General features: G+C 62.9%; 21 protein-coding genes. 9 read left to right on the forward strand and 12 right to left on the reverse strand.

The window, feature by feature from the left end; genetic code table 11:
• Window positions 1-32 precede the first annotated feature (32 nt).
• Both ACP15P_RS11050 and argH read right to left on the reverse strand, forming a co-directional pair.
• On the reverse strand, window positions 33-584 hold the full coding sequence (locus ACP15P_RS11050; RefSeq protein WP_424928516.1) for a putative pterin-binding protein: 552 nt from the start codon (window positions 582-584) through the stop codon (window positions 33-35).
• Window positions 585-756: 172 nt separating this feature from the next.
• A complete protein-coding gene (gene argH / locus ACP15P_RS11055) occupies window positions 757-2,151 on the reverse strand; it encodes an argininosuccinate lyase (RefSeq protein WP_424928517.1) in 1,395 nt (464 codons plus the stop codon).
• A gap of 31 nt (window positions 2,152-2,182) precedes the next feature.
• Here argH and ACP15P_RS11060 point away from each other — a divergent pair, with 31 nt between their 5' ends.
• The 4 genes from ACP15P_RS11060 to ACP15P_RS11075 all read left to right on the forward strand — a co-directional run bounded on the left by ACP15P_RS11060 (window position 2,183) and on the right by ACP15P_RS11075 (window position 6,312).
• Complete coding sequence (locus ACP15P_RS11060) at window positions 2,183-2,779, forward strand: TlpA disulfide reductase family protein (protein ID WP_424928518.1); 597 nt, start codon at window positions 2,183-2,185, stop codon at window positions 2,777-2,779.
• A 151-nt stretch (window positions 2,780-2,930) separates the two neighbouring features.
• Window positions 2,931-3,512 carry a hypothetical protein gene (locus ACP15P_RS11065; protein WP_424928519.1) on the forward strand — a complete coding sequence of 194 codons (582 nt, stop codon included), beginning with the start codon at window positions 2,931-2,933 and terminating at the stop codon, window positions 3,510-3,512.
• Between the two features lie 280 nt (window positions 3,513-3,792).
• Window positions 3,793-4,374 (forward strand): hypothetical protein, encoded by a 582-nt coding sequence (locus ACP15P_RS11070; RefSeq protein WP_424928520.1) that lies wholly within the window; start codon window positions 3,793-3,795, stop codon window positions 4,372-4,374.
• A gap of 21 nt (window positions 4,375-4,395) precedes the next feature.
• Window positions 4,396-6,312 (forward strand): methyl-accepting chemotaxis protein, encoded by a 1,917-nt coding sequence (locus ACP15P_RS11075; RefSeq protein ID WP_424928521.1) that lies wholly within the window; start codon window positions 4,396-4,398, stop codon window positions 6,310-6,312.
• A gap of 44 nt (window positions 6,313-6,356) precedes the next feature.
• Here the strand turns inward: ACP15P_RS11075 and ACP15P_RS11080 are convergent, their stop codons facing one another.
• The 4 genes from ACP15P_RS11080 to ACP15P_RS11095 all read right to left on the reverse strand — a co-directional run bounded on the left by ACP15P_RS11080 (window position 6,357) and on the right by ACP15P_RS11095 (window position 8,864).
• Window positions 6,357-6,575: a Trm112 family protein gene (locus ACP15P_RS11080; protein WP_424928522.1), complete on the reverse strand. Its 219-nt coding sequence runs from the start codon at window positions 6,573-6,575 to the stop codon at window positions 6,357-6,359.
• Complete coding sequence (locus ACP15P_RS11085; RefSeq protein WP_424928523.1) at window positions 6,572-7,228, reverse strand: LON peptidase substrate-binding domain-containing protein; 657 nt, start codon at window positions 7,226-7,228, stop codon at window positions 6,572-6,574. The genes ACP15P_RS11080 and ACP15P_RS11085 overlap by 4 nt, the downstream gene beginning before the upstream one ends.
• A gap of 37 nt (window positions 7,229-7,265) precedes the next feature.
• A complete protein-coding gene (trxA, locus tag ACP15P_RS11090; RefSeq protein ID WP_424928524.1) occupies window positions 7,266-8,171 on the reverse strand; it encodes a thioredoxin in 906 nt (301 codons plus the stop codon).
• A 111-nt stretch (window positions 8,172-8,282) separates the two neighbouring features.
• Window positions 8,283-8,864: an HD domain-containing protein gene (locus ACP15P_RS11095; protein WP_424928661.1), complete on the reverse strand. Its 582-nt coding sequence runs from the start codon at window positions 8,862-8,864 to the stop codon at window positions 8,283-8,285.
• A 237-nt stretch (window positions 8,865-9,101) separates the two neighbouring features.
• On the opposite strand from ACP15P_RS11095, the gene ACP15P_RS11100 reads away from it, so the two are divergent.
• Window positions 9,102-10,661 carry a globin-coupled sensor protein gene (locus ACP15P_RS11100; protein WP_424928525.1) on the forward strand — a complete coding sequence of 520 codons (1,560 nt, stop codon included), beginning with the start codon at window positions 9,102-9,104 and terminating at the stop codon, window positions 10,659-10,661.
• A gap of 118 nt (window positions 10,662-10,779) precedes the next feature.
• Window positions 10,780-12,171 (forward strand): adenosylhomocysteinase, encoded by a 1,392-nt coding sequence (gene ahcY / locus ACP15P_RS11105; RefSeq protein WP_424928526.1) that lies wholly within the window; start codon window positions 10,780-10,782, stop codon window positions 12,169-12,171.
• 31 nt (window positions 12,172-12,202) lie between these two features.
• Here the strand turns inward: ahcY and ACP15P_RS11110 are convergent, their stop codons facing one another.
• Window positions 12,203-14,215 carry a putative bifunctional diguanylate cyclase/phosphodiesterase gene (locus ACP15P_RS11110; protein WP_424928527.1) on the reverse strand — a complete coding sequence of 671 codons (2,013 nt, stop codon included), beginning with the start codon at window positions 14,213-14,215 and terminating at the stop codon, window positions 12,203-12,205.
• 569 nt (window positions 14,216-14,784) lie between these two features.
• Here ACP15P_RS11110 and ACP15P_RS11115 point away from each other — a divergent pair.
• Window positions 14,785-15,267, forward strand: a complete 483-nt coding sequence (locus ACP15P_RS11115; protein ID WP_424928528.1) for a hypothetical protein — start codon at window positions 14,785-14,787, stop codon at window positions 15,265-15,267.
• Window positions 15,268-15,475: 208 nt separating this feature from the next.
• Here the strand turns inward: ACP15P_RS11115 and ACP15P_RS11120 are convergent, their stop codons facing one another.
• The 3 genes from ACP15P_RS11120 to ACP15P_RS11130 form a co-directional block, all read right to left on the reverse strand.
• Window positions 15,476-15,895, reverse strand: a complete 420-nt coding sequence (locus tag ACP15P_RS11120) for an EVE domain-containing protein (RefSeq protein ID WP_424928529.1) — start codon at window positions 15,893-15,895, stop codon at window positions 15,476-15,478.
• A 116-nt stretch (window positions 15,896-16,011) separates the two neighbouring features.
• The gene (gene ggt, locus ACP15P_RS11125; protein ID WP_424928530.1) at window positions 16,012-17,739 is read right to left on the reverse strand and encodes a gamma-glutamyltransferase; all 1,728 of its coding nucleotides are present in this window, start codon (window positions 17,737-17,739) and stop codon (window positions 16,012-16,014) included.
• A gap of 173 nt (window positions 17,740-17,912) precedes the next feature.
• Window positions 17,913-18,791, reverse strand: coding sequence for a LysR substrate-binding domain-containing protein (locus tag ACP15P_RS11130; protein WP_424928531.1), 879 nt, complete (start codon window positions 18,789-18,791; stop codon window positions 17,913-17,915).
• A 108-nt stretch (window positions 18,792-18,899) separates the two neighbouring features.
• Between ACP15P_RS11130 and ACP15P_RS11135 the strand changes: the two genes are divergently transcribed.
• Window positions 18,900-19,160: a DUF6552 family protein gene (locus ACP15P_RS11135; RefSeq protein WP_424928532.1), complete on the forward strand. Its 261-nt coding sequence runs from the start codon at window positions 18,900-18,902 to the stop codon at window positions 19,158-19,160.
• A gap of 190 nt (window positions 19,161-19,350) precedes the next feature.
• On the opposite strand, the gene ACP15P_RS11140 is transcribed toward ACP15P_RS11135, so the two are convergent.
• Window positions 19,351-20,307, reverse strand: coding sequence for an NAD(P)H-dependent glycerol-3-phosphate dehydrogenase (locus ACP15P_RS11140; RefSeq protein ID WP_424928533.1), 957 nt, complete (start codon window positions 20,305-20,307; stop codon window positions 19,351-19,353).
• A complete protein-coding gene (gene tsaD / locus ACP15P_RS11145) occupies window positions 20,304-21,401 on the reverse strand; it encodes a tRNA (adenosine(37)-N6)-threonylcarbamoyltransferase complex transferase subunit TsaD (protein WP_424928534.1) in 1,098 nt (365 codons plus the stop codon). The genes ACP15P_RS11140 and tsaD overlap by 4 nt, the downstream gene beginning before the upstream one ends.
• A gap of 80 nt (window positions 21,402-21,481) precedes the next feature.
• Between tsaD and ACP15P_RS11150 the strand changes: the two genes are divergently transcribed.
• A complete protein-coding gene (locus ACP15P_RS11150) occupies window positions 21,482-22,204 on the forward strand; it encodes a uroporphyrinogen-III synthase (RefSeq protein WP_424928535.1) in 723 nt (240 codons plus the stop codon).
• Window positions 22,205-22,277: the final 73 nt, after the last annotated feature.

Consider the following 22,277-nt stretch of genomic DNA (forward strand, 5'->3'; position numbering starts at 1 on the left):
TCCAGTTAGCCCGCGTCGCGTCGTGGTTCAAGTCAGTCTACGGAGATATGGTAGATCTGCCAGACCCACCAGTCATCCGGCATGTCCGCCAGATCGGCGCGCTCGGCCCGCGGGAAAACAATCTGCGTCGGCCCGAAATTGCCAATTCCAAAATCCCGACCGTCACGGGACAGCGCCACAACACCACCCTTTTCGATCAGCTCGTCCATTGGAATATCGACCGCATACCCGTCCATCGCCTGAATGGTCACCATGTCACCCTCGGCCCCGGCCAGCTTCAGCACGTCCTCCACCGTCGGCCCGGTAAACTCGACCATCTCTCCCCCCTTTGGAAAGTCGGTCTTCACCGTCACCTGCGGCAGCTTGAGGAGCGTCTCGCGATCAACCTCCATCGCTTTGTCGAAGGAAATGTCATTGAACGAGAACAGCTTGTCGAATTCCGGGTCAACGGCACCGCGGTTCGCATTTTCCACGGAGCCGGTAATGGTCAGCAGCGTCGGACCTTCCGCCAGCGCGGGCGTCCCCAGCGCCAGCAGGGCAAGGGTCGCTCCGGTTGCAAGGTATTTTCTTGGAGTGGACAGCATCAATGGGCCTCATGTTCCAGGTTGCACGAACGCACACCGGACATCCCTGGGCCCGCCCGTCAGTCAGGCTGTTCCGAAACGGCCTCCGGAGCGACGGGGTCGCCCTTCCTACCGCAGGACACCGCAAGCAACAAAACGAGGCAGACCCCGATTAAGGTACGCCAGGGCCGCGTCACTTGAGAATATTCCTCCAGCGGGCAACCTGAGCGCGCACCTGATCCGGCGCCGTACCACCATAACTTGCCCTGCTCGCCACAGAGTTGTCTACTCCTAATACATCGTAAACTTCAGGTTTAATGTCAGAATGCACGGTTTTCATCTCTTCAATACTGAGATCCGGCAAATCAACACCTTTGTCCTCGGCCATTTTTACCAGAGCGCCGGTTACGTGATGCGCGTCGCGGAACGGCATGTTCAGTTCGCGCACCAGCCAGTCGGCCAGATCCGTCGCGGTCGAGAACCCGGCCCCCGCGGCCGCACGCAGGCTGTCAGGGTTCGGCGCCATGTCCCGCACCATGCCCTCCATCGCCGCGAGCGCCAGCATCAGACTGTCCGCCGCATCGAAAACCTGCTCCTTGTCCTCCTGCATGTCCTTGGAATACGCGAGCGGCAGCCCCTTCATCACCGTCAACAGAGCCACCAGCGCCCCGTTGATCCGCCCGACCTTGGCCCGGATCAGTTCCGCCGCATCCGGGTTCTTCTTCTGCGGCATGATCGACGAGCCGGTGGAGAACCGGTCGGACAGCGTCACAAACCGGAACTGCGCCGAGGACCAGATCACCAGTTCCTCGGCAAACCGCGACAGATGCGTGGCACAGATGCTCGACGCCGACAGAAACTCCAGCGCGAAATCCCGGTCACTCACCGCATCCAGGCTGTTCGCCATCGGCCGCTTAAAGCCAAGCGCCTCCGCCGTGGCATAGCGGTCAATCGGGAAGGACGTCCCGGCCAGCGCCGCCGCACCCAGCGGGCTCTCGTTCATGCGCACCCGCGCATCCCGCATACGCCCCAGATCGCGGCCAAACATCTCAACATAGGCCATCATGTGATGGCCCCAGGTTACCGGCTGCGCCACCTGCAAATGGGTGAAACCCGGCATCACCATGTCCGCGCCAGCCTCGGCCTGCTCGACCAGCGCCCGCATCAGCGCCTCCAGCCCGTTGGCCGCCGCATCACACTGGTCCCGCACCCACAGCCGGAAATCCGTGGCCACCTGGTCATTGCGCGACCGTCCGGTGTGCAGCCGACCGGCAGGCTCGCCAATGATCTCCTTGAGCCGCGCCTCGACATTCATGTGAATGTCCTCCAGCGCCTTCGAGTAGGGAAAGCCGCCCTCCTCGATCTCTGACAACACCGTGAGCAGGCCTTCCCGAATGGCGGTGGCGTCGCTATCAGTGATAATTCCGGTGGCTGCGAGCATCCGCGCATGTGCGCGGCTCGCCGTAATGTCCTGGGCCGCAAGACGTTTGTCGTAATCAATGGACGCGTTAATCGCCTCCATGATGGCGTCCGGTCCGGCAGCGAAACGGCCGCCCCACATTGCGTTGGAAGTCTTGTTGTCAGTCATGCCTCAATCCGCCAGATCCGGGAAAGTCCGAATGAACCGTCTGTCCACCCTGATTTGCGCCATGCTCTACACCGGGCTGGCCGCCTTCGCAAACCCTGCCACGGCACAGGTGCTGACCCCCGATCAGAAAACCGAGGTCGAGGCCCTGCGCGAGGGCGAAATGCGCAAACTCATCGTGCATTCGGAACCCGAGGACCTGCCCGCCGAGCCCTACCTCGACAAGGATGGCGGCGAGATCCGGATCTCCGAGTCCAACGGCAGCATCCGTCTCGTAAACTTCTGGGCGACCTGGTGCGCCCCCTGCCGCGTCGAAAAACCCTCCCTCGACGCGCTCCAGCAGGACATGGGCGGGCCCGAGTTTGAGGTCATCGCCATCGCCACCGGCCGCAACGACCTCGCCGGGATCGACCGCTTCAACGAGGAATACGGCATCACCGCACTGGCCACCCGGCTCGACCCCAAAAGCAAACTGGCCCAGGCCACCCATGTGCGCGGCCTTCCCGTCACCATTCTCGTCAACCGCGAGGGCCAGGAAATCGGCCGCCTCACCGGTGGTGCCGACTGGAATTCCGACAGCGCAAAGGCAATCATCACCTACCTGACCGAACTGGAGGGTCAGACCGGGTAGAACCGGCGAGTACGCTTATGCTCGTTTTTTAGTCAAACTCATGTAATTACAAATGTTCTGATTCAAGGATACTTAACGGACCTGACCTTTACCTGCGGGCAATACCGGCAAAAACGCCTTTGCTTCCCCCTCAAGGATCAGGAGACACCCAATGAAGTTTCGCTTGGTAGCCGCCGCAGCCACCGCCTGCATCGCGGCATTCAGCCCCATGGCAAACGCCAGTGAGTATGACGACCAGCTGAAATCCCTTGTTGAGGCCGAACTGCTCGGCTGGCTGAATGACCCCGAACTCATCAGCGCCCTGAAAGCCCAGAACGAGGAGCACGCCGGCCTCACGCAGAGCGACATCGACGGCATGGACCAGACCTGGCGCGCCGAGGTCGGCTCGTCCAGCACCACGATGATCGACGGCGTTCTCTCCCGCACCGCTTCCGTCCACCTCGCCGAGAAACAGGAAGCCAGCCAGGGCCTCGTCACCGAGGTCTTCGTTATGGACAACCGTGGCCTGAACGTCGCCCAGAGCGCCGTCACCTCCGACTACTGGCAGGGTGACGAGGACAAGTTCCAGCAGAGCTTCGGCAACGGCGCCGGCGCCATCCATATCGGTGAGGTCGAACTCGACGAGAGCTCGCAGACCTACCAGAGCCAGGTTTCCGTCGCCATCGCCGACCCCGACAGCAACGAGGTCATCGGCGCGGCCACCTTCGGCATCAATCTCGAAATGCTCGAGTAAGATCACACCATCCAAAGCCCGTGGGCGAGTGCGTCCGCGGGCAATCCACCGGCACAAACGCCCGTGGCCTGGAAATACCTGCCTGTATTTTGGAAATACTAAAGTAACCAAACTCCGAAAAACCGGCCAACACACCCCCTAAAAACCGGAATTCGCCCAGATTTTAGACAATTTTTGGGCAGAAAACATAACACGGTTTATTGATACTTAACGCACACGGACCACTAACCATACTTAGACGGTTCCATGCGGTTAAGTCACGGATGATCAGGAGACCCACATGAAATTCGGTTTGTTTGCCTCCCTGGCGGCAGCCTGCGCCCTTGCCACGGTGTACACCGCCCACGCGGACGCCTATGGCGAACGTCTTGAGGACCTCGTCACAACCGAACTTCTCGACTGGGTTTACGACGAAAGCGTCATCGAGACACTCAGACACCAGAACGCGGCCACCCTCAACCTGACCGAAGAGGACATCGCGGCACTCGACCGCAAATGGCGCTCCGGCATTGACGCCCCGGAAAACGACCTGATCCAGGACGTGCTGAAACGCTCCGCCTCGATCCATCTCGCGGAACTCCAGGCCTCAAGCCGCGGTCTCGTGACCGAAGCCTTCATCATGGACAAACGCGGCCTCAACGTCGCCCAAAGCGCGGTCACCACCGACTACTGGCAGGGTGACGAGGTCCATTTCACGCAAAGCTTCGGCAACGGAGCGGACTCAATCTACATCGGTCAGGTTGAACTCGACGAAAGCTCGCTCGCTTTCCAGAGAACCGTCTCGGTCGCGATAACCGACCCCGACACCGCCGAGGTCATCGGCGCGGCCACCTTCGGCATCAACCTCGAACTGCTCGAGTAATCCAAGTACGGAGAGAGTACCATGGTTAGACTACCCAGGAAACGGAGTGACGCCGGGTTCGGCCTCGGAAAGACGCTGATCCTCGTGATCGTATCCGCGATACTGACGTCCGTCGTTACTCTCACCGCCTATTCCTCATGGCAGGAACGCCAGGCAATTGGCGCGGCCTTCGACAGCCGCTCCAGCGTCTCCACCGAACTGCTCGCCAGCACGGTTGGCGGCGCGGTCAAGTTCCGCAAGTCCGAAGACCTTCTGGGCTCGTTTGAGAGCTTCGCCGGCAGCTTCGGGGAGGATGTCACCTGGATCGCCGCCACCGACGCCGAGGGCAACGTGGTTGCCCACCTCCCCGCCGATCTGCCCGAGGGCACCGTGATCCCCACCAGCCCTGAAGCGGCAGCAGGCGACACGACCCTCGTCGTAGCCCCCGCCACCTTCGGCAAAAACAACGACACGGTCGGCATGGTCTCCGTCCAGTGGTCCAAAGCCGCAATGAACGCACAGAGCGTGAAACAGATCATCGCCCTGACAATCGGCGGCCTGATCATCGCGGCCGTCGCGGCGGCGGTCTCCATGCCCCTCGTCAACCGCCTCGTCGTAAAACCCGTGAACGACCTGAACGGCGTCATGCAGGAAATGGGCGCGGGCCACTATGACGTCGATGTCCCCCACCTCTCCAGCGGCAACGAAATCGGCTCCATGGCCCGCCAGACCGAGGCCTTCCGCAAAAAACTCGACGACGCCAAAGCCGCCGAGGCCCGCGAACGCGCAGCCATCGAACAGGCCGCCGCCGAGCGGGAGAAAATGCTAAACACCCTCGACACCGGCGCCGGCAACGTCGCCAAGGCCATCCTCGTGGGCGACTTCTCCAAACGGGTTGAGGCCAATTTCAGCGAACCTGTCCTCAACAGCCTCGCGGAAACGCTCAACACCGTCTGCGAGAAGGTCTCAAGCTTCCTCGATGAAACCGAAAAGGTCGCCCAGTCCGTCGCCCGCGGTGACCTCACCGTGACCTTTGACGGCCAGTTCAACGGCCAGTACGCGGTGGTGAAGCAGGCTCTGACCTCCACCGTGAAAACCCTCAACTCCACCATCGGGCGCCTGAGCATCGTCAATGACGAGATCGGAACCGCGGTCTCCAACGTGAACCACGCCTCCACCGACCTCGCCAACCGCGCCGAAATGCAGGCGGCCTCGCTCGAGGAAACCAACGCCACCATGCGCGACTTCTCCGACGCGGTCACGGCCAACGCCAAAAACGTCGCCACCTCCGCCGAACGCGCCAATGAGGCCCAGCAGAAAGCCGAGAACGGCAAGGGCGTCGTGGCGCGCGCCGTCAGCGCCATGGACAACATTCAGGAAGGCTCCAACAAAATCGCCGACATCATTTCGATGATCGACAACATCGCCTTCCAGACCAATCTGCTCGCTCTCAACGCCTCCGTCGAGGCCGCCCGCGCCGGTGAAAGCGGCAAGGGCTTCGCCGTGGTCGCCTCCGAGGTCCGGGCCCTCGCCCAGCGCTCGGCCGAGGCCGCCAGCGACATCAAAACCGTCATCGGCAACAACACCGCCAGCGTGGACGAGGGCAGCAGCCTCGTTAAACAGGCCGGTGAATCCCTCGACGGCATCATCGAGACCATCGAAATCGTAACCGGCGCCGTCAAACAGATCTCGGAACAGACCATCGACCAGTCCGACAAGGTCAAGGAAATCTCTTCCGCCGTCGGCCACCTCGATGAAACCACCCAGCGCAACGCCCAGATCGCCGAGGAAAGCTCAAGCCAGGCCAAACACCTCAACCGCCAGCTTGAGGAACTGACCCAGCTCGTCGCCTACTTCACCTGCGCCGCCGGTCTCGTCGCAGAGGAACCGGAAACGGAGATGGAAACGGTCGAAACCGAACAGGACGACGACGCGGAAGACTTCAAACTCTCCGCCTGATCACGCCACCTGCCGCCGGCCACGCGGGCGGCAGGCCGCACCACTCAGTCGTCGAGAATCCTGGCCTCCTCGACCAGCATCACGGGAATACCGTTGCGAATGGGAAACGCCCGGTTGGCGCCCTTGGAAATCAATTCCTGGTTCTCAAAATCATAGACCAGAGGCCCACGGGTCAGCGGACACACCAGAAACTCCAAAAGCTTCCGGTCAATCCTGTTCCCCACCCGCGTTTCCGCCGGCACGTCGTCGTCCGTTTCGCTCACTGAACCTTCCCGTCATCCCCACCGCCGCGCACGGCAAATTCCATCAGCGTCACCAGGATCTCCCGCCGGTCCGCGAGCGTCGGCGCCTCCAGCAGCGCCTGCTTTTCCTCAAGCTCAAACGGGCACATGATGGCGAGGGAGTTGATCAGCAACTCCTCATCCGCCTCCTTCATGGCGTCCCAGTCGGACGACAGCCGGTTCTTCTCAAAATACTTCGACAGCGACCGCAAAAACGCCGGACGGTCAAACCCCTCATCCGGCGGCTCCCGCCCCAGATCGCGCTCAAAATCCGACCAGTCGACACTCGAGCGCAGATAGGGGCGAAACCCGTCCTCAACTTCCCGGATGCGAAACCGCGAAATGCCCGCCAGCGTCACCAGATACCGCCCGTCCTCGGTTTCCTGCATCGCCGTCACCCGCCCTGCACATCCAATCCGGTGCAGGGCCGGCGTTGACCCCTCCTTCTGATGGGCCAGCGGCTGAACCATCCCGATCAGACGGTCATCCGTCTTGAACGTGTCCTCCAGCAACGCGAGGTAACGCGGCTCAAAAATGTTCAGCGGCAGTCTGGCATGGGGCAGAAGAAGCGCCCCAGGCAGGGGAAAAACCGGAATGGTCGCGGGCAGATCGGCCAAGCTGAACGTTTTTACCATACGGAACGGTGTCCTCCGGGTCGGTGTTTCGGTCCGGTCAGGCGAAAATCAGTGAGGACAGTTTCCGCCGCCCGTTCTTCGCAAGGTCGCTTTTTGGCCCCAGACTGTCAAATATCTTGAACAGCTGTTCCTTGGCCGCCGCGTCATTCCACTCGCGATCCCGCCGGAACAGTTCGAGCAGAGCCTCAACCGCCTCTTCCGGTTTGTCCTTCGCCATATAGGCAATCGCCAGATCAAACCGCGCCTGGTGGTTGTTCGGATCAGCTTCCAGCGCCCGCTCCAGCTCCGCCGTCTCTCCGGCATCGGCCCCGGCTTCGGCCAGTTCGATCTGTGCCAGAACACCCGCGATCAGCGGATCACCCTGCTTGTCCGCCGGCGCCATCTCCAGAATGGATTTCGCCCGCTCCAGGTCCTCCATGGCGATATACGCTTTCGCCATGCCCGAAATCGCGCCGAGGTTTTCCTTGTCTTCCGCCAGAATGGCCGAATAGGTCTGCGCCGCATCCGCAATCGCACCCTCGGCCAGCATCTCATCCGCGGCCTCCACGGCCTCTTCCAGACCGCCACCGCCGCCATTGCTCATGGATGCGAGCTTCTCGACAAACGCCTTCAGTTCCGCCGGGCTCTTCGCGCCCATAAAACCGTCCACAGGCTGACCGTTGACAAAGGCAAACACGGCCGGAATTGACTGGATCTGCATCTGCGCGGCGATGCGCTGGTTCTGGTCCACATCGACCTTGACCATCTTCACCTTGCCCCGCGCCGCCGTCACCGCCGCCTCAAGCGCGGGACCAAGCGTTTTGCACGGGCCACACCACGGCGCCCAGAAATCAACGATGACCGGAACCTCACGGGACGCCTCGACAACATCAGCCATGAATGTCGCCTCACTGCTGTCCTTGATCAGATCGGCCGTATCAGGCGGTGTCAGATTGATTTCCATGTGAATCGGTCCCCGTCAGCGTTCTCATGGCGCGGCAAACTAACACCCGCGCCGGTTTCGTGCTACAGGTGGTGCAGCCTCACGCGCAGGTCAAGGGCAAAGCGGCGGCGCTCAGGCCCCCGATGCCGCCTCAATCTCCGCCAACAGCTCACCATGACGCGCTACAAACCCCGCCCGCGTCTCGGACGGCGCCCGCAGCCTGAGTGGCATTGCCGCGATCTCCTCGGGCTTCGGCGCGGTGAAGAACCGGTTGGCCTCCGCATGGGTAAAGCCCGCAATCTGCACCGCCTCCATCCACGCGGACATCCGGTCCGCCCGCTTGATCTTCGCCTTGATCCCCTTGGGCAGAACCGGTGGCAGCCCGAAGCGCACATGCACCGCCGCCGTCAACCGGTCATCGAGCTCGGCATAATCCGCGCCCACCGCCGCCTTCACCGGCGAGATCATGTCGCCGATCACGTATTCCGGCGCGTCATGCAGCAACGCCGCCAGACACCATCGCGGCCCCGCCGTCGGGTTCGCGGCCCGGAAAATCTCCTCAACCAGCAGCGAATGCTCCGCCACCGAATAGGGATACTCCCCCGATGTCTGCCCGTTCCACCGCGCCACAAAGGCGAGGCCATGGGCGATGTCCTCAATTTCCACGTCCAGCGGTGACGGATCCAACAGATCCAGCCGCCGTCCCGATAACATCCGCTGCCAGGCCCGCTTCGCCAAGATACATCCCTCGAAAATGTCCGCAGAAGGCTGACTAGACCGACACCCGCCGGGTTGTCCAGTACCGCGGCACCCTGCGCGAAACCGTAATGAACCGGTATCTAATTTGAGCCCTTAAGAAAAAATCCACCAATAAGCTCAATAGGTTTTCCACAGTCCATTACATATTAAACCAAACGTCGTTCCAGAACCGCAGCAACCGCAGAGGCGACCATGTCCACGAGTACCAACAGTGAGTCCGACTTCAAACAGCGTTCCGGTGGTATGGAAAAACGTCTCGAATTCATGGGTATCGACGAACGGGCCAGCGCATCCATCCGCACGCTTGCCCCTCTGTTGGGGCGGGAAGTCCCGCGCGGCCTCGAAAAATTCTACGAAACCCTTCGCGCCACCCCCGAGGTCAGCCGCTTCTTCGCCGGCGACGCCCAGATCGGTCGCGCGCAACGGGCCCAGGCCAGCCACTGGACCAACATCCTCAACGGTGATTTCGGCGACGACTACCTCAGAAACGTCACCAAAATCGGAGAGGTCCACGCCAAAATCGGCCTCGAGCCCCGCTGGTACATCGAGGGGTACTCCCTCATCGTCGAACATCTGATCCGCTCAGCCATCGAGGAACATTTCGCCAAACCGGCAAAGCCCGCCAAACAGGGCTTCCTGCGTAAGGACACTCACGCGGACACCTCCAGTCCGGCCGACTTCGCCTACGCCCTTGCCAATGTGGTCAAGGCCGCGTTCCTCGACATGGACATTGCGATCTCCGTCTACGCGGAGGAGGCCGAAAAAGCCAAACGCGCCGAGGCCGAGGCCAAGGCCCGCGAACAGGAACAGGTCACATCCTGCTTCGGCGCGGCCCTCGACGCCATCGCACACAAACAGCTGGGCTTCCGCATCACGGACGACCTGCCGCCAGCCTATCACAAGCTCCGCGACGACTTTAACGGTGCTCTCGGGGAACTGGCCTCCACCATCGACGGCATCGATTCGTCGGTTGAAACCATCAACGCCCAGCTCGCCACAATCAGCTCATCCGCCGACGGCCTTGCCTCCCGCTCCGCCGAGCAGGTCGCCTCGCTCGAAAACACCGCCGCGGCCCTTGAGGAAATCACCCAGACCGTCCGCGAAACCAGCCAGCGCGCCGACGAGGCGGGCTCACTCGTCAGCGGCACAAAAACCGACGCCGAAAAATCCGGCGCCGTGGTCAGGGACGCCATCGAAGCGATGGAGAAAATCACCACCTCCTCGAACGAGATCTCCAAGATCATCACGGTCATCAACGACATCGCGTTTCAGACCAATCTTCTCGCCCTCAATGCGGGCGTCGAGGCCGCCCGCGCCGGTGAGGCCGGACGCGGTTTCGCCGTGGTCGCCCAGGAGGTCCGCAACCTTGCACAACGCGCCGCCGACGCCTCCCGCGAAATCAGCAGCTTGATCTCCAGCTCCGTCGAACAGATCCAGAGCGGCGTCGGCCTCGTCGACGCAACCGGCACCGCGCTCAGCACCATCTCCGGCCGCGTGCTCGAAATAAACGAACATATCGGCTCCATCGTCACGGCCACCCGCGAACAGGCCCTGACCCTCGATGCGATCAACGGTTCCGTCACCGAAATCGACCGCGGCAACCAGCACAACGCCAACATGGCCAACGACACCAGCGAGGCCACTGTGTCCCTCGTCGAACAGGTGCGCCACATCTCCGCCCTGCTTGAGGAATTCGACACCGGCAGGAACACCGCCACCGCTGGGCCCGAGCCCCTGCGCCGGGCCAGTTGAGGGAAAAACACCTGCACGCGCTCCCGACTCCGGCCGGTACCGTGTAGGTTGTCGTTTTGATACGGCACTGATAAAGCCCACCGGCAACGCACCGTAGCTGCCCGATGGAGCACCTCGCATGACCGCAGATTATATCGTCAAAGACATTTCCCTTGCAGACTTCGGACGCAAGGAACTGGACATTGCCGAATCCGAAATGCCCGGCCTCATGGCCCTCCGCGAGGAGTTTGGCGACAGCAAACCCCTGACCGGTGCGCGCATCGCGGGCTCGCTCCACATGACCATTCAGACCGCTGTGCTCATTGAGACACTCACCGCGCTTGGTGCTCAGGTCCGCTGGGCGTCCTGCAACATCTTCTCCACCCAGGACCATGCCGCCGCCGCCATCGCCGCCTCCGGCGTCCCGGTCTTCGCCGTGAAGGGCGAGACGCTCGAGGAATACTGGGACTACGCCGACCGCATCTTCGACTTCGACGAGGGTGCAAACATGATCCTCGACGACGGCGGCGACGCGACCATGTACATCCTGATCGGCGCACGGGTCGAGGAAGGCGAAACCGAACTTCTCGAAAACCCCGGCTCCGACGAGGAAATCGCCTTCTTCGCCCAGATCCGCAAACGCCTCGCCCGCTCCCCCGGCTGGTTCGTCGCGCAGCGCGAGAAAATCCAGGGTGTCTCCGAGGAAACCACCACCGGCGTCCACCGCCTCTACCAGCTCATGGAAGCCGGCCGCCTGCCCTTCCCGGCCATCAACGTGAACGACAGCGTCACCAAGTCGAAATTTGACAACAAATACGGCTGCAAGGAATCCCTCGTGGACGGCATCCGCCGCGCCACCGACACCATGATGGCCGGCAAAACCGCCGTCGTGCTTGGCTATGGCGATGTGGGCAAAGGCTCCGCCGCCTCCCTGCGCGGCGCCGGCGCCCGCGTCCAGGTCACCGAGGTCGATCCCATCTGCGCCCTTCAGGCCGCAATGGACGGCTTCGAGGTCGTGGACATGAACGAGGCCTGCTCAAAGGCCGACATCTTCATCACCTGCACCGGCAACCGCGACGTCATCACCATCGACCACATGCGTCAGATGAAAGACATGGCCATCGTCGGCAATATCGGCCATTTCGACAACGAAATTCAGGTGGCGTCGCTGAAAAACCACAAATGGACCAACATCAAGGACCAGGTGGACATGATCGGCTTCCCCGACGGGAAACGCATCATCCTGCTCTCCGAAGGCCGCCTGCTCAACCTCGGCAACGCCACCGGCCACCCGTCCTTCGTGATGTCAGCATCCTTCACCAACCAGGTCCTGGCGCAGATCGAGCTGTTCACCAAAGGCGACGAATACAAAAACGAGGTCTACGTCCTGCCCAAACACCTGGACGAAAAGGTCGCCCGCCTGCACCTCGCCAAAATCGGCGTGAAGCTCTCAACCCTCAGCGAGGAACAGGCCAGCTACATCGGCGTCACCCCCGAAGGCCCCTTCAAACCGGAACACTACCGGTACTGACCCATCAAAACGGCCGGTCCTGACCCAGGGGTCAGGGCAGGCCGGACCAGTGGTGGTCCTCACCTCCGGCGGCCTTTCGCACCGGCTGGCCGCCGCAATAGATGCCGTGACGCGCCTCGCTCACAAGTTCTTTCGCCGTCACCGGCCGTGACCAGTAATAGCCCTGACCGACCTCGACCCCAAAGGCGCGCAGCTGCACCAGCTGGTCGCGGGTCTCGACACCTTCGGCCACAACCCGCAGATCCATCCCCCGCGCCAGTTCCACGGTCGCGGCCACGATCGCCCGGTCCGGACGGTTGCGGCAGATGCCGGCCACAAAACTCTTGTCGATCTTGATCTCCGCCACCGGCAGCTTGCGCAGATGCGACAGGGACGCATACCCCGTCCCGAAATCATCCAGCGACAGCTCAAAACCAAGCTCGTTGATCGTGTCGAGCACCACCGGCGCCGAATCCGTCCCGCGCCCGACGAAGCACCCCTCGGTCACTTCCAGCACAACGGATCTGGGATCAATCCCCGCCTCCATCAGCGTGCGCAGATTGGCCAGCAGCTCATTGGGCGTCTTCAGGTCCAGCGGATGCACGTTGATCGCCACCCGGCCCACATTCACACCGTCCTCGTCCCAGGCCCGCATGTCATCGGCGATGCGCGCCAGAATTGACCGCGTCAGCTGCGGCAACAGGCCGCAATCGGCCGCCACCGGGAAAAACACGTCCGGCGAGATGCGCCCATCCTCGTGGTTCCACCGCGCCAGAGCCTCCACCCCGGCAAGCCGTCCCGCGAAAATATCGACCTTCGGCTGGTAAAACACCTCAATCTCATCCCGGTCGATCGCCTTGCGCAGCTCGCTTTCCAGCCAGGTGGTACGCTCCATCTCCTGGTTCAACTCCGGGCTGAACAGCACAAACTGCCCCCGCCCCAGCTCCTTGGCCCGTTTGAGCGCCGTGTCCGCGCGTTTCAGGATCTCCTCGGCATCCACACCATCCTCCGGATAGCGCGCGCCACCCACCGACGTCGCCGGGAACACCTGCCGCCCCTCAAGCTGCGCCACCTCGCAGACCTTGTCGATTATGCTTCTGGCTGTCGTATCCAGATCAACATCGGTCGGCCCATCGGGAATGATCACCGCAAACTCGTCACCGCCCAGACGGGCCACGAAAATCTCCTCCGCCAAAACCTCCCGCAGACGGGAACTGATCACCGCCAACAGCAGATCCCCGGTCGCATGGCCCAGCGTGTCATTGACGTTCTTGAACCGGTCCAGATCGAGCATGAAAACCGCAAACCAGGAGGCGTTTTTCTCCGCATTCGCGACCTCTTCCGCCAGACGCTCCACAAAGGCCGTGCGGTTGGGCATTCCGGTCGTGTGATCCACATAGACCATATGCGTCATACGCGCCTTGGTCGCCTTCACCTCGTCCAAAGCACCGGACAGGCTGTGCACCGACCGGTCCCGCTCCCGCGCCGTGTTCCCGGACTTTCGAGCGGCTATGGTAAGGTACACCACAAACATCACGGCAAAGACCGCAATGGGCCAGTATGCGGAGTAGGCGACAAACAGCCCGGTCAAAACCGGCGGCAGCACGGCCCCGGCAGCATAGCTCACACAGGCCGAAGTGACCCTGTGAAGCATGAAGGTCGCACCGGCGGTCATTCCCGTGGCGGCGCTGAACGTGATCATCTGATCATACCCGTCACCATGGATGATCGCGCCACATGCGATGATCCCCCAGGGCAGCCCACCACAAAAAGTGTAGAGCACGATCTTCCGCGTACCACGCGCCGAAACCGCACGGACCTCACGCGCCAGCGCCCGTTTGGTGCTGTAGTAGGAGACATAGCTGATCGAAAGCGTAAACAGGCACCAGAGCATCAGGTACGGGCTGCCGAGGTTCCCCCAGACCGCAACCGCGAGCGTCACGGCATTGACCGAACTCACAACGGAACCCGCACGGGACTTTTTGAGGACGGCTTTAACGTCCTCGACCCCAGGAATTTCCAGGAGCACGTCACGCACGCGCCCAAAGTAATCCGGCAGTACCATTCGAATTTCCCCACGACACCCTGTGTGCCCACCAACGGGGAACGTAGAAGGAACAAACTAAAATTCCCTTTCCGCGCCAACATGACGGTGCCCCCGTCACCCGGAAAATAGCAATCGTGGTTAAGCCCGATTAACCTTCTGATTTTCATACAATTATCAGGATCAAATTCTTGACTTTCACGACCAATCGTCCATATTGGCCCAATCGATGGCTGTGGCAAGAAACGCCCGCTTATCACCATCGTTTCCCCCTTGGCATTCCCCTTCAGTGGATTGTGTTGCACCAAAGGTCTTCGGACCTGCGGTAGTGCGCGCCTTCGGGATCTCGGAAAATGATCGGCGTAGAGCGGAACCCATTGTGGAGGTGGGGTCCTCCAGTGGTTCCGTATTTTTCGACCCCGGGTATTGGTTATCGGGCCGCACACATTGGTCGGAAGAACTCTTTGAGGGGGGCGTTCTTCCGACCATTTTTCATTTCACACCAAACGCGCAGTGGTTTGTATCATTGCAATCCTGGGATAGTCTTGATGTCCGGCGCAATTTTCAGCGCTGCGTACCGGGAGAGAATTATGACGTCACGTGAAAACTTTACTGAAGAGGAATGGTCCCGCGTCGTTGGCGCACCCATGCTCGCGGGCATCGCCGTCACCGCCGCCGACCCAGGCGGACTCTGGGGCGCCATCAAGGAAAGCACCGCCGTTGCGGGTTCCATCACCGATAAAAACGCCCCCGGCGGCCTCGTGGGCGAAATTATCGCCGAATTTCAGACCTCCGAAGGCCGCACCATGGCCAAAAACGCCCTTCATTCCGAGGTAAAGGGCAAGAAGCCCGAGGAAATTGTCGAAGCCGCCCTGCTCGAACTCGCCGCCATCTCGACTCTCGTGGCACAGAAAACCCCTGATGAGATCGAGGCCTTCCGCGCCTGGATCAATGAACTTGCCAACAACGTGGCCGAGGCCGGCACCGAGGGCGGTTTCCTTGGCTTCGGCGGCGTTAAGGTCTCCGACGCCGAAAAAGCCACCCTCGACCGCTTGGCATCAGCGCTGGCCTGAACCAGACTCCCTGGCCGGGTGGTTGGCAAAGCTATGAAAAGAGGTCGCGCCGCTTCAATCTTCCCGCCCGGCGGCACCGCCGGGCAGCGCCGACCTCCCCCATGGGAGGCGCTATCGCGCCCCCCGAGGTCAGCGATGCCCTCGTTTCAAAAGCGGAAACGTCGACGCCCGCGTAAACAGACCCGTCCCTAACATTAGGGACACACCCTCACCCCTTATACCCACCCAGCTCACACACGACCTTCCACTCCTCCGGCGTCACCGGCTGAACGGAAAGACGGGTGTTGTTGACCAGAACCATGTCGCTCAGCCGCGGATCACCCTTGCAGTCATCCAGGCTGACCGGCCGCTCAAACGACCCCACCGCCTTGATGTCCACGCATTCCCAACGCTCGTCATCGGTGGTGCTGTCCGGATGCGCCTCGGCACAGACCTCGACCACGCCCACAACCGATTTTTCCTTCTGAGACAGATAGAAAAACCCCAGATCCCCCAGCTTCATCTGACGCATGTTGTTCCGGGCCTGGTAGTTCCGCACCCCGTCCCATTCCTCGCCCTCCTCGCCCTTGGCGATCTGCTGTTCCCAGCTCCAGGTCGACGCTTCCGATTTGAAAAGCCAGTAGTTCATTCATGTGCTCCGGAAAAAATTCCGCGCCATCTAGAACGATTCGGACCGGGGCCGCAATCGCACCCCGGTCCGTCACCCGGCCACCACAGCGGCGGCCGGAAATCACAGCGTCAGGATCAGTACCCGACCGTCGCAGCCCCCGTGCGACGCGGATCGGACGAGCCAAGCAACAGACCGGCCTCACCATCAACCATGATCGACTGGGTCGAGCCCATGACGTCCTGAAGGCTGATCGTGTGACCCTTCGCCTCCAGGTTCGCGATGGTGTCGTTGCTGATGCCTTCCTCAATACGGATCTCATCGGGCAGCCACTGGTGATGGATGCGCGGCGCATGGGTCGCCTCGGCCACGTTCATGCCATGGTCGATCATGTTCATGATCACCTGCATCGTGGTCGTGATGATCCGCGAACCACCGGGCGAACCGGTCACCAGGAACACCTCACCATCTTTCTTCACGATGGTCGGGCTCATGGACGACAGAGGCCGCTTGCCCGCCTCAACCGCATTGGCGTCGCCACCGATCAGACCATAGGCATTCGGCACACCCGGCTTGGCCGCGAAGTCATCCATCTCGTTGTTCATCAACACCCCGGTGCCATCGGCCACCATGCCCGAACCATAGGAGAAGTTGATGGTATAGGTGTTCGAGACCGCGTTGCCGTCCTTGTCCACCACCGAGAAATGCGTGGTCTGGTCGCTCTCATAGGGCGCCAGATCACCCGGCTTGATCCCGCTCGACGGCATGGCGTGGTTGCGGCTGATCTGACCGCGCAGGAACGCCGCATAGTCCTTCGAGGTCAGCTCATCCACCGGCACATCCACGTAGTCCGGATCGCCCAGATACTCGGACCGGTCCGCATAGGCGTATTTCATCGCCTCAGCCATCAGATGGATCGTGTCGGAGGAATTATGCCCCAGATACCCGATTGGATACTCCTCAAGGATGTTGAGCATCTGCACGATATGCACACCCCCCGAGGACGGCGGCGGCATGGAGACAATCTCATAGCCCCGGTACGTACCCGTCACCGGCTCCCGGTCCACGGCTTTGTAATTGCCGAGGTCCTCAACGGTCATGCCGCCGCCTCCGGCCTGCACCGCGGCCGCGATCTTCTCGGCCGTCTCACCGGTGTAAAACCCGTCCACGCCCTGCTCGGCAATCCGCTTCATGGTCGCGGCCAGGTCGGCCTGGACCAGCGTGTCACCGGGCTGATAGAAGCTGCCATCCTCCTTGTAGAAGATCGCCTCCGAGGACGGCCATTTCTTTAGACGGCTTTCCAGGTTGATCAGACTGTCGGCCAGGTCCGCCGTCACCGTGATCCCGTTCTCCGCCAGATCAATCGCGGGCTGAATGACCTCGGCCAGGGTCATGGTGCCATATTTCTCCAGCACCATCTGCATGCCCGCAACCGTTCCCGGCACGCCAACGGCCTTGCCGTGGAAGCGCGACAGTTCCGACACCGCGTCGCCGTTTTCATCCAGGTACATGTCCCGGTCCGCCGTCGCGGGGGCCATCTCGCGGTAGTCAATCGCCCGGGTCTCGCCGCTTTCGGCGTCATGGACGATCATGAACCCGCCACCCCCGAGGTTGCCCGCCCGCGGCAACGTCACCGCCAGCGCCAGAGCCACCGCGACACCCGCATCCATCGCGTTGCCCCCCTGCTCCAGAATATCGAGCCCGATCTGCGCCGCCAGAGCCTCCTGGGCCGCAACCATGCCATTCTCCGCCCAGACCGGGTGATGCCGGTCCGACCCGGAATAAATCGCGGCCTCCTGCGCGGTCACCGCAACCGGTGCCACGGCAAGCGCCCCCGCGAGGGTCTTCCCAATCAGATGTTTCAAGGTTCTTCCTCCAGTAAAGTCAGGATTCAATCGTCCATCTTCAGACCCCGGCAGTCACCGGGCTCCTGGCCCTTTCCCCGCCCTGCCGGCGTCATGGGGTCAGTCAATCGGTTGATCGTGAAAGTGTCAATCGCCCCCCGGTGAACATTTCCCGACGCGGCGGGCGCACCGCCTCACGCCTCCGGTTCAGCCCGCGATTTCAGCCACTGAAACACCGCCTCGACCGCCGGACGGCGCGACGGGCCCTTTTGCGCCAACAGATAGTAATTCTGCTGCCTCTCCAGGATCTGCGGCATCACCTGCACCAGACTGCCCTCCGCAAGCTCCCGTGCCACCAGAAACCGGCTGATCAGCGCCACGCCCTGCCCCGCCACGGCCGCATCCACCGCCAGAGCCGCCTGGCTGAAGCGCAGCCCCCGCCGCCCCCGGTCCCGCAGGCCAAGCCGCTCAAAAAACTCCGGCCAGGCATCATGGCTGTCATGCAGACGCGGAAGCTCTAACAGTTCCTCACCACTCAGCGGCAACCCCCGCCCCTCCAGGATTTTGGGCGAACACACCACAATCACGTTCTGACGAAACAGCCGCACCACATCCAGCGTCGCCGCCGCCGGCGGCAGGCCCAGCCGCACCACCACATCCACGCCATCCGCATGAAAACTCAACAGCTTTTCCGTGGACAGCACCCGCAGCTCGATATTCGGATGCGCCGCCGCAAACTCGCCCAGATTTGGCACCATCCACCGCGCCGCAAATGTGGGCGGCAGACTGACCGACACCCGGTCGGGCTCGGCCATCACCCCTTCGGTCGCCATGCGCAGATCCTCAAACGCCGCCGCCACCCGCGCGTGATAGCTCCGCCCCGCGGAGGTAAACGCAAGCCCCTTCGGCAACCGCTCAAACAGCGGCATTCCCAGATGCGCCTCCAGCTGCCGCACCTGCTGCGCCACCGCCCCCTGGGTCACCCCCAGCCGGTCGGCCGCCGCCCGAAAATTCAGGTACCGCCCGGCTGCATCAAAGGCCCGCAATCCGTTCAGGGGAGGAAGTCTGTCCATGTGACAGTAGTATTCCTGCAGTCACGAAACATCAATTCTGAAGCGCAAACCGCGCCGCCCGCGCGTATATCGGCCTCAACACCACACCGCACAAACGGAGGCCACAGCATGTCGTCCCACACCACCAACGTCACCGCCGCACGGCCCACCCGGGACCGCATCACCTTCGCCGTGAAATGGATAGCCTCCGTAATCCAGATCCTGGGCTACGCGGCCACCGCCTTCAGCCTCACGCCCTGGAACCTTTACCTCTTCCTCGCCGGCGTCCTAGGCTGGTTCGCCGTCGGCATCCTCTGGAATGACCGCGCCATCATGCTCATCCACGCCGTAGCCCTCGCCGCCATGATCGCCGGCATGACCCAGGGGTAACGAAAACGTCCCGATCCCACCGGCACGGAATCAAGGGGTGAAACCCCGCCGTGCCAGCGACGGACCGGCCCCACAGAGCCGTCGCTCCTCCAACGTCACCGCCTACCGACACCCAAAGAAGCAAACCCCACCATAAAACCGCGCCGCCCCCCGGCCCGCCGTCGGCACGGCTTATCGCGCGAAGAAACCCTTACTCCTCCTTCAAGGGCCGCGCCAGAAGCCCGTCCATCGCGGCCTCCATCGTCATCGCGCCACCCAGGACATCCGCAACCGCCGCGGCAATCGGCATCTCGACCCCAAACCGTCCGGCCAGATCCCGTGCCGCCCGCGCCGTAGCCACACCCTCGACCGTACCGTCACCGACAACCTCGCCCGCGCCGATCGCATAACCGGCCGAGAAATTCCGCGACTGCCGCGAGTTGCACGTCAGCGACAGATCCCCCAGACCCGACAGCCCCGCGAGCGTCGTGGCCTCCGCCCCCATCGCCACCGCAAGCCGCGTCATCTCCGCGAAGCCCCGCGTCATCAATGCCGCCTGGGCCGAGGCCCCCAGCCCCGCGCCCTCGACCATGCCACATGCAATCGCCACCACGTTCTTCAGCGCGCCACCAATCTGCGCGCCAACCACGTCATCGGTCAGGTAAAGCCGCATCCGGGGCGTCGACAAATCATGCTGCAACGCCGGCCCAAGCCCATGCTCGCCACAGGCCAGCGTCAGCGCCGTGGGCAGACCCCGCGCGATCTCGCCCGCAAACCCAGGTCCGGTCAGAACCGCCAGCACCCGCCCGGGCAGAACCTCCTCCGCCACATCCGACTGCAGCCGCAGGCTCTCCGCATCGATCCCCTTGGCACACAGAACCAGCGGCACGTCCGGCAGGGCCAGGCCATGCTCTGCCAGGAACACCCGCGTCTGCTGCGCCGGCACCACCAGGAGCAGAACCTCCGCCCCGGCCAGGTCCGCCAGATCATCGCTGAACCGCAGCCCCTCCGGCAGGGTCACACCGGGCAGCTTCGGTGACACGCCATCGCCCCGCGCCGTCTCCAGCACCGCGCCATCCCGGCCCCACAGAACCACGTCGCGCCCCGCCTGGGCCTGCACCGCCGCCAGGGCCGTGCCAAACGCGCCCGCACCGATCACCCCGATCATGCCTTGGCCCCCCTTTTGCCCGAGCCCAGCATCGGCACCGCCTCCGTATCAAGCGGCCAGCGCGGCCGCGCCGCCAGCGTCAGATCATCCGGCCCGCTCACCGCCATGCGTTCCACCGCCGCCCAGGCGATCATCGCGCCGTTATCCGTACAGAGCCGCAGGGGCGGCGCCGACCAGCCAAACCCTTTTGCCGCCGCGATCTCCTGCAACGCGCCGCGAATGGCCGCATTCGCCGCCACACCGCCAGCCACCGCCAAAACCCGTGGCCCGTGTGTCTCCGCAAAGGCATCGAGCGCCCGCGCGGTTTTCTTCGCCAGAACATCCACCACCGCGCCCTGAAACCCGGCGCAGATATCCGCCCGGTCCGCCCGCGTGATCCCGCCCTTTTCCTCGACCAGGGCATCCCGCGCCCGCCGCACCGCGGTCTTCAGCCCCGAAAACGAGAGGTCACATCCCGGCCGGTCCAGCAGGGGTCGCGGAAACCCAAACCGCGCCCCGTCACCCGACTTCGCCTCAGCCTCCACCGCCGGTCCACCCGGCTGCGCCAGGCCCAGCAGCCGCGCAATCTTGTCAAACGCCTCACCGGGTGCATCGTCAATCGTCCCGCCCATGCGCCGAAACCGGTCCGGGCCCTCAACCGCCAGAAACTGGCAGTGCCCCCCGGAGACCAGCAGCATCAGATACGGATAGGCCACATCCTCCACCAGCCGCGGCGTGAGAACATGCCCCGCCAGATGGTTGATCCCATAGAGCGGCAACCCCGACCCCGCGCTCAACCCCTTGGCGAACATCACGCCGGACATCACACCACCGATCAGCCCCGGCCCCGCCGTCACCGCAATCGCGTCCATGTCATTCAAGCCGACACCCGCGGCCTCCATCGCGCGCATCGCAACCACGTCGAGCCGCTCCGCATGGGCGCGCGCCGCGATCTCCGGCACCACGCCGCCAAACTCCGCGTGCAGCCCGTCCTGACCCCAGACCTCGGAGGCCAGAATCTCTCCCACGGTGTGCCCCGGCACGCCGCGCACAACCGCCGCGGCCGTGTCGTCACAACTGCTTTCCAGACCCAGAACCGTTACCGCCCGCGCCATGCCACTCCCAACCGATTGCACCTGAACACGGGCGCAGGTAACACCGGATAAGACCCCCGCGCAACGCAAAGGACGCCCCCGTGCGGCAGCCCCCGACCCTGCTCCTGACCCGGCCCGAACGCCAGTCCCGCGCCTTCGCGGACGTGCTTGAGGCCGAGGCGCCCGGCCGGTTCCGCATCGTCACCGCCCCCCTCCTGACCATCGCACCGGTCCCCGGGGAACTCGACCTCACCGGCATCACACACCTTCTCTTCACCTCCGCCAACGGCGTTGAGCAGTTCGCGGCCCGCACCCCGGACCGCAGCATCCCCGCGCTCTGCGTTGGCGCCATGACCGCCGCCGCCGCCCGCAGGGCCGGTTTCTCCGCCAAATCCGCCGATGGCGACGTCCACGCCCTGACCCGCCTGGCCGTCACCGAGCACACAGCCGGCGAAATGCTGCATGTGCGCGGCAGGCACGCCGCGGGCGACCTCACCGGCGCATTGAAAGCACAGGGCATTCCCGCCCGCGCCGCGGAGATCTACAGCCAGGGACCCGCCCGTCCCGACAGCCACACGGCCCGAATGCTCGCCACGCGCCAAATCGACATTCTGACCTTTTTCTCCCCTCGCACGGCTGCGGTTTTCGCGGACCTGGCGCGCGAAAATGACTGGGATTTGAGCCACAGCACCGCGGTTTCCCTGAGTCCGGCCGCGGATTCGGCACTGGGAGACCTCACCCTTGCCGACAGGCTCACGGCCAAACACCCTGACCGTGAGGGGATTCTCCGGATTCTGCTGGACTTTTGGCCCGGCCCCGTTTGAAACTGGCATTGCCGGTTCACAATTTTTCATTCGCCTGGTAAATGTTTGTGCGGTGCCGCACGTGGGGAAGAGG

It is taken from the genome of Amaricoccus tamworthensis, assembly GCF_049800875.1.
GTDB classification, from domain to species: domain Bacteria; phylum Pseudomonadota; class Alphaproteobacteria; order Rhodobacterales; family Rhodobacteraceae; genus Amaricoccus; species Amaricoccus tamworthensis.

Bases quoted from the DNA above. Each gene is read 5' to 3' on its own strand.
- ACP15P_RS11050 (WP_424928516.1), bottom strand. From the start codon at position 584: ATGCTGTCCACTCCAAGAAAATACCTTGCAACCGGAGCGACCCTTGCC.
- argH (WP_424928517.1), bottom strand. From the start codon at position 2,151: ATGACTGACAACAAGACTTCCAACGCAATGTGGGGCGGCCGTTTCGCT.
- ACP15P_RS11060 (WP_424928518.1), top strand. From the start codon at position 2,183: ATGAACCGTCTGTCCACCCTGATTTGCGCCATGCTCTACACCGGGCTG.
- ACP15P_RS11065 (WP_424928519.1), top strand. From the start codon at position 2,931: ATGAAGTTTCGCTTGGTAGCCGCCGCAGCCACCGCCTGCATCGCGGCA.
- ACP15P_RS11070 (WP_424928520.1), top strand. From the start codon at position 3,793: ATGAAATTCGGTTTGTTTGCCTCCCTGGCGGCAGCCTGCGCCCTTGCC.
- ACP15P_RS11075 (WP_424928521.1), top strand. From the start codon at position 4,396: ATGGTTAGACTACCCAGGAAACGGAGTGACGCCGGGTTCGGCCTCGGA.
- ACP15P_RS11085 (WP_424928523.1), bottom strand. From the start codon at position 7,228: ATGGTAAAAACGTTCAGCTTGGCCGATCTGCCCGCGACCATTCCGGTT.
- trxA (WP_424928524.1), bottom strand. From the start codon at position 8,171: ATGGAAATCAATCTGACACCGCCTGATACGGCCGATCTGATCAAGGAC.
- ACP15P_RS11095 (WP_424928661.1), bottom strand. From the start codon at position 8,864: ATGTTATCGGGACGGCGGCTGGATCTGTTGGATCCGTCACCGCTGGAC.
- ACP15P_RS11100 (WP_424928525.1), top strand. From the start codon at position 9,102: ATGTCCACGAGTACCAACAGTGAGTCCGACTTCAAACAGCGTTCCGGT.
- ahcY (WP_424928526.1), top strand. From the start codon at position 10,780: ATGACCGCAGATTATATCGTCAAAGACATTTCCCTTGCAGACTTCGGA.
- ACP15P_RS11110 (WP_424928527.1), bottom strand. From the start codon at position 14,215: ATGGTACTGCCGGATTACTTTGGGCGCGTGCGTGACGTGCTCCTGGAA.
- ACP15P_RS11115 (WP_424928528.1), top strand. From the start codon at position 14,785: ATGACGTCACGTGAAAACTTTACTGAAGAGGAATGGTCCCGCGTCGTT.
- ACP15P_RS11120 (WP_424928529.1), bottom strand. From the start codon at position 15,895: ATGAACTACTGGCTTTTCAAATCGGAAGCGTCGACCTGGAGCTGGGAA.
- ACP15P_RS11130 (WP_424928531.1), bottom strand. From the start codon at position 18,791: ATGGACAGACTTCCTCCCCTGAACGGATTGCGGGCCTTTGATGCAGCC.
- ACP15P_RS11135 (WP_424928532.1), top strand. From the start codon at position 18,900: ATGTCGTCCCACACCACCAACGTCACCGCCGCACGGCCCACCCGGGAC.
- ACP15P_RS11140 (WP_424928533.1), bottom strand. From the start codon at position 20,307: ATGATCGGGGTGATCGGTGCGGGCGCGTTTGGCACGGCCCTGGCGGCG.
- tsaD (WP_424928534.1), bottom strand. From the start codon at position 21,401: ATGGCGCGGGCGGTAACGGTTCTGGGTCTGGAAAGCAGTTGTGACGAC.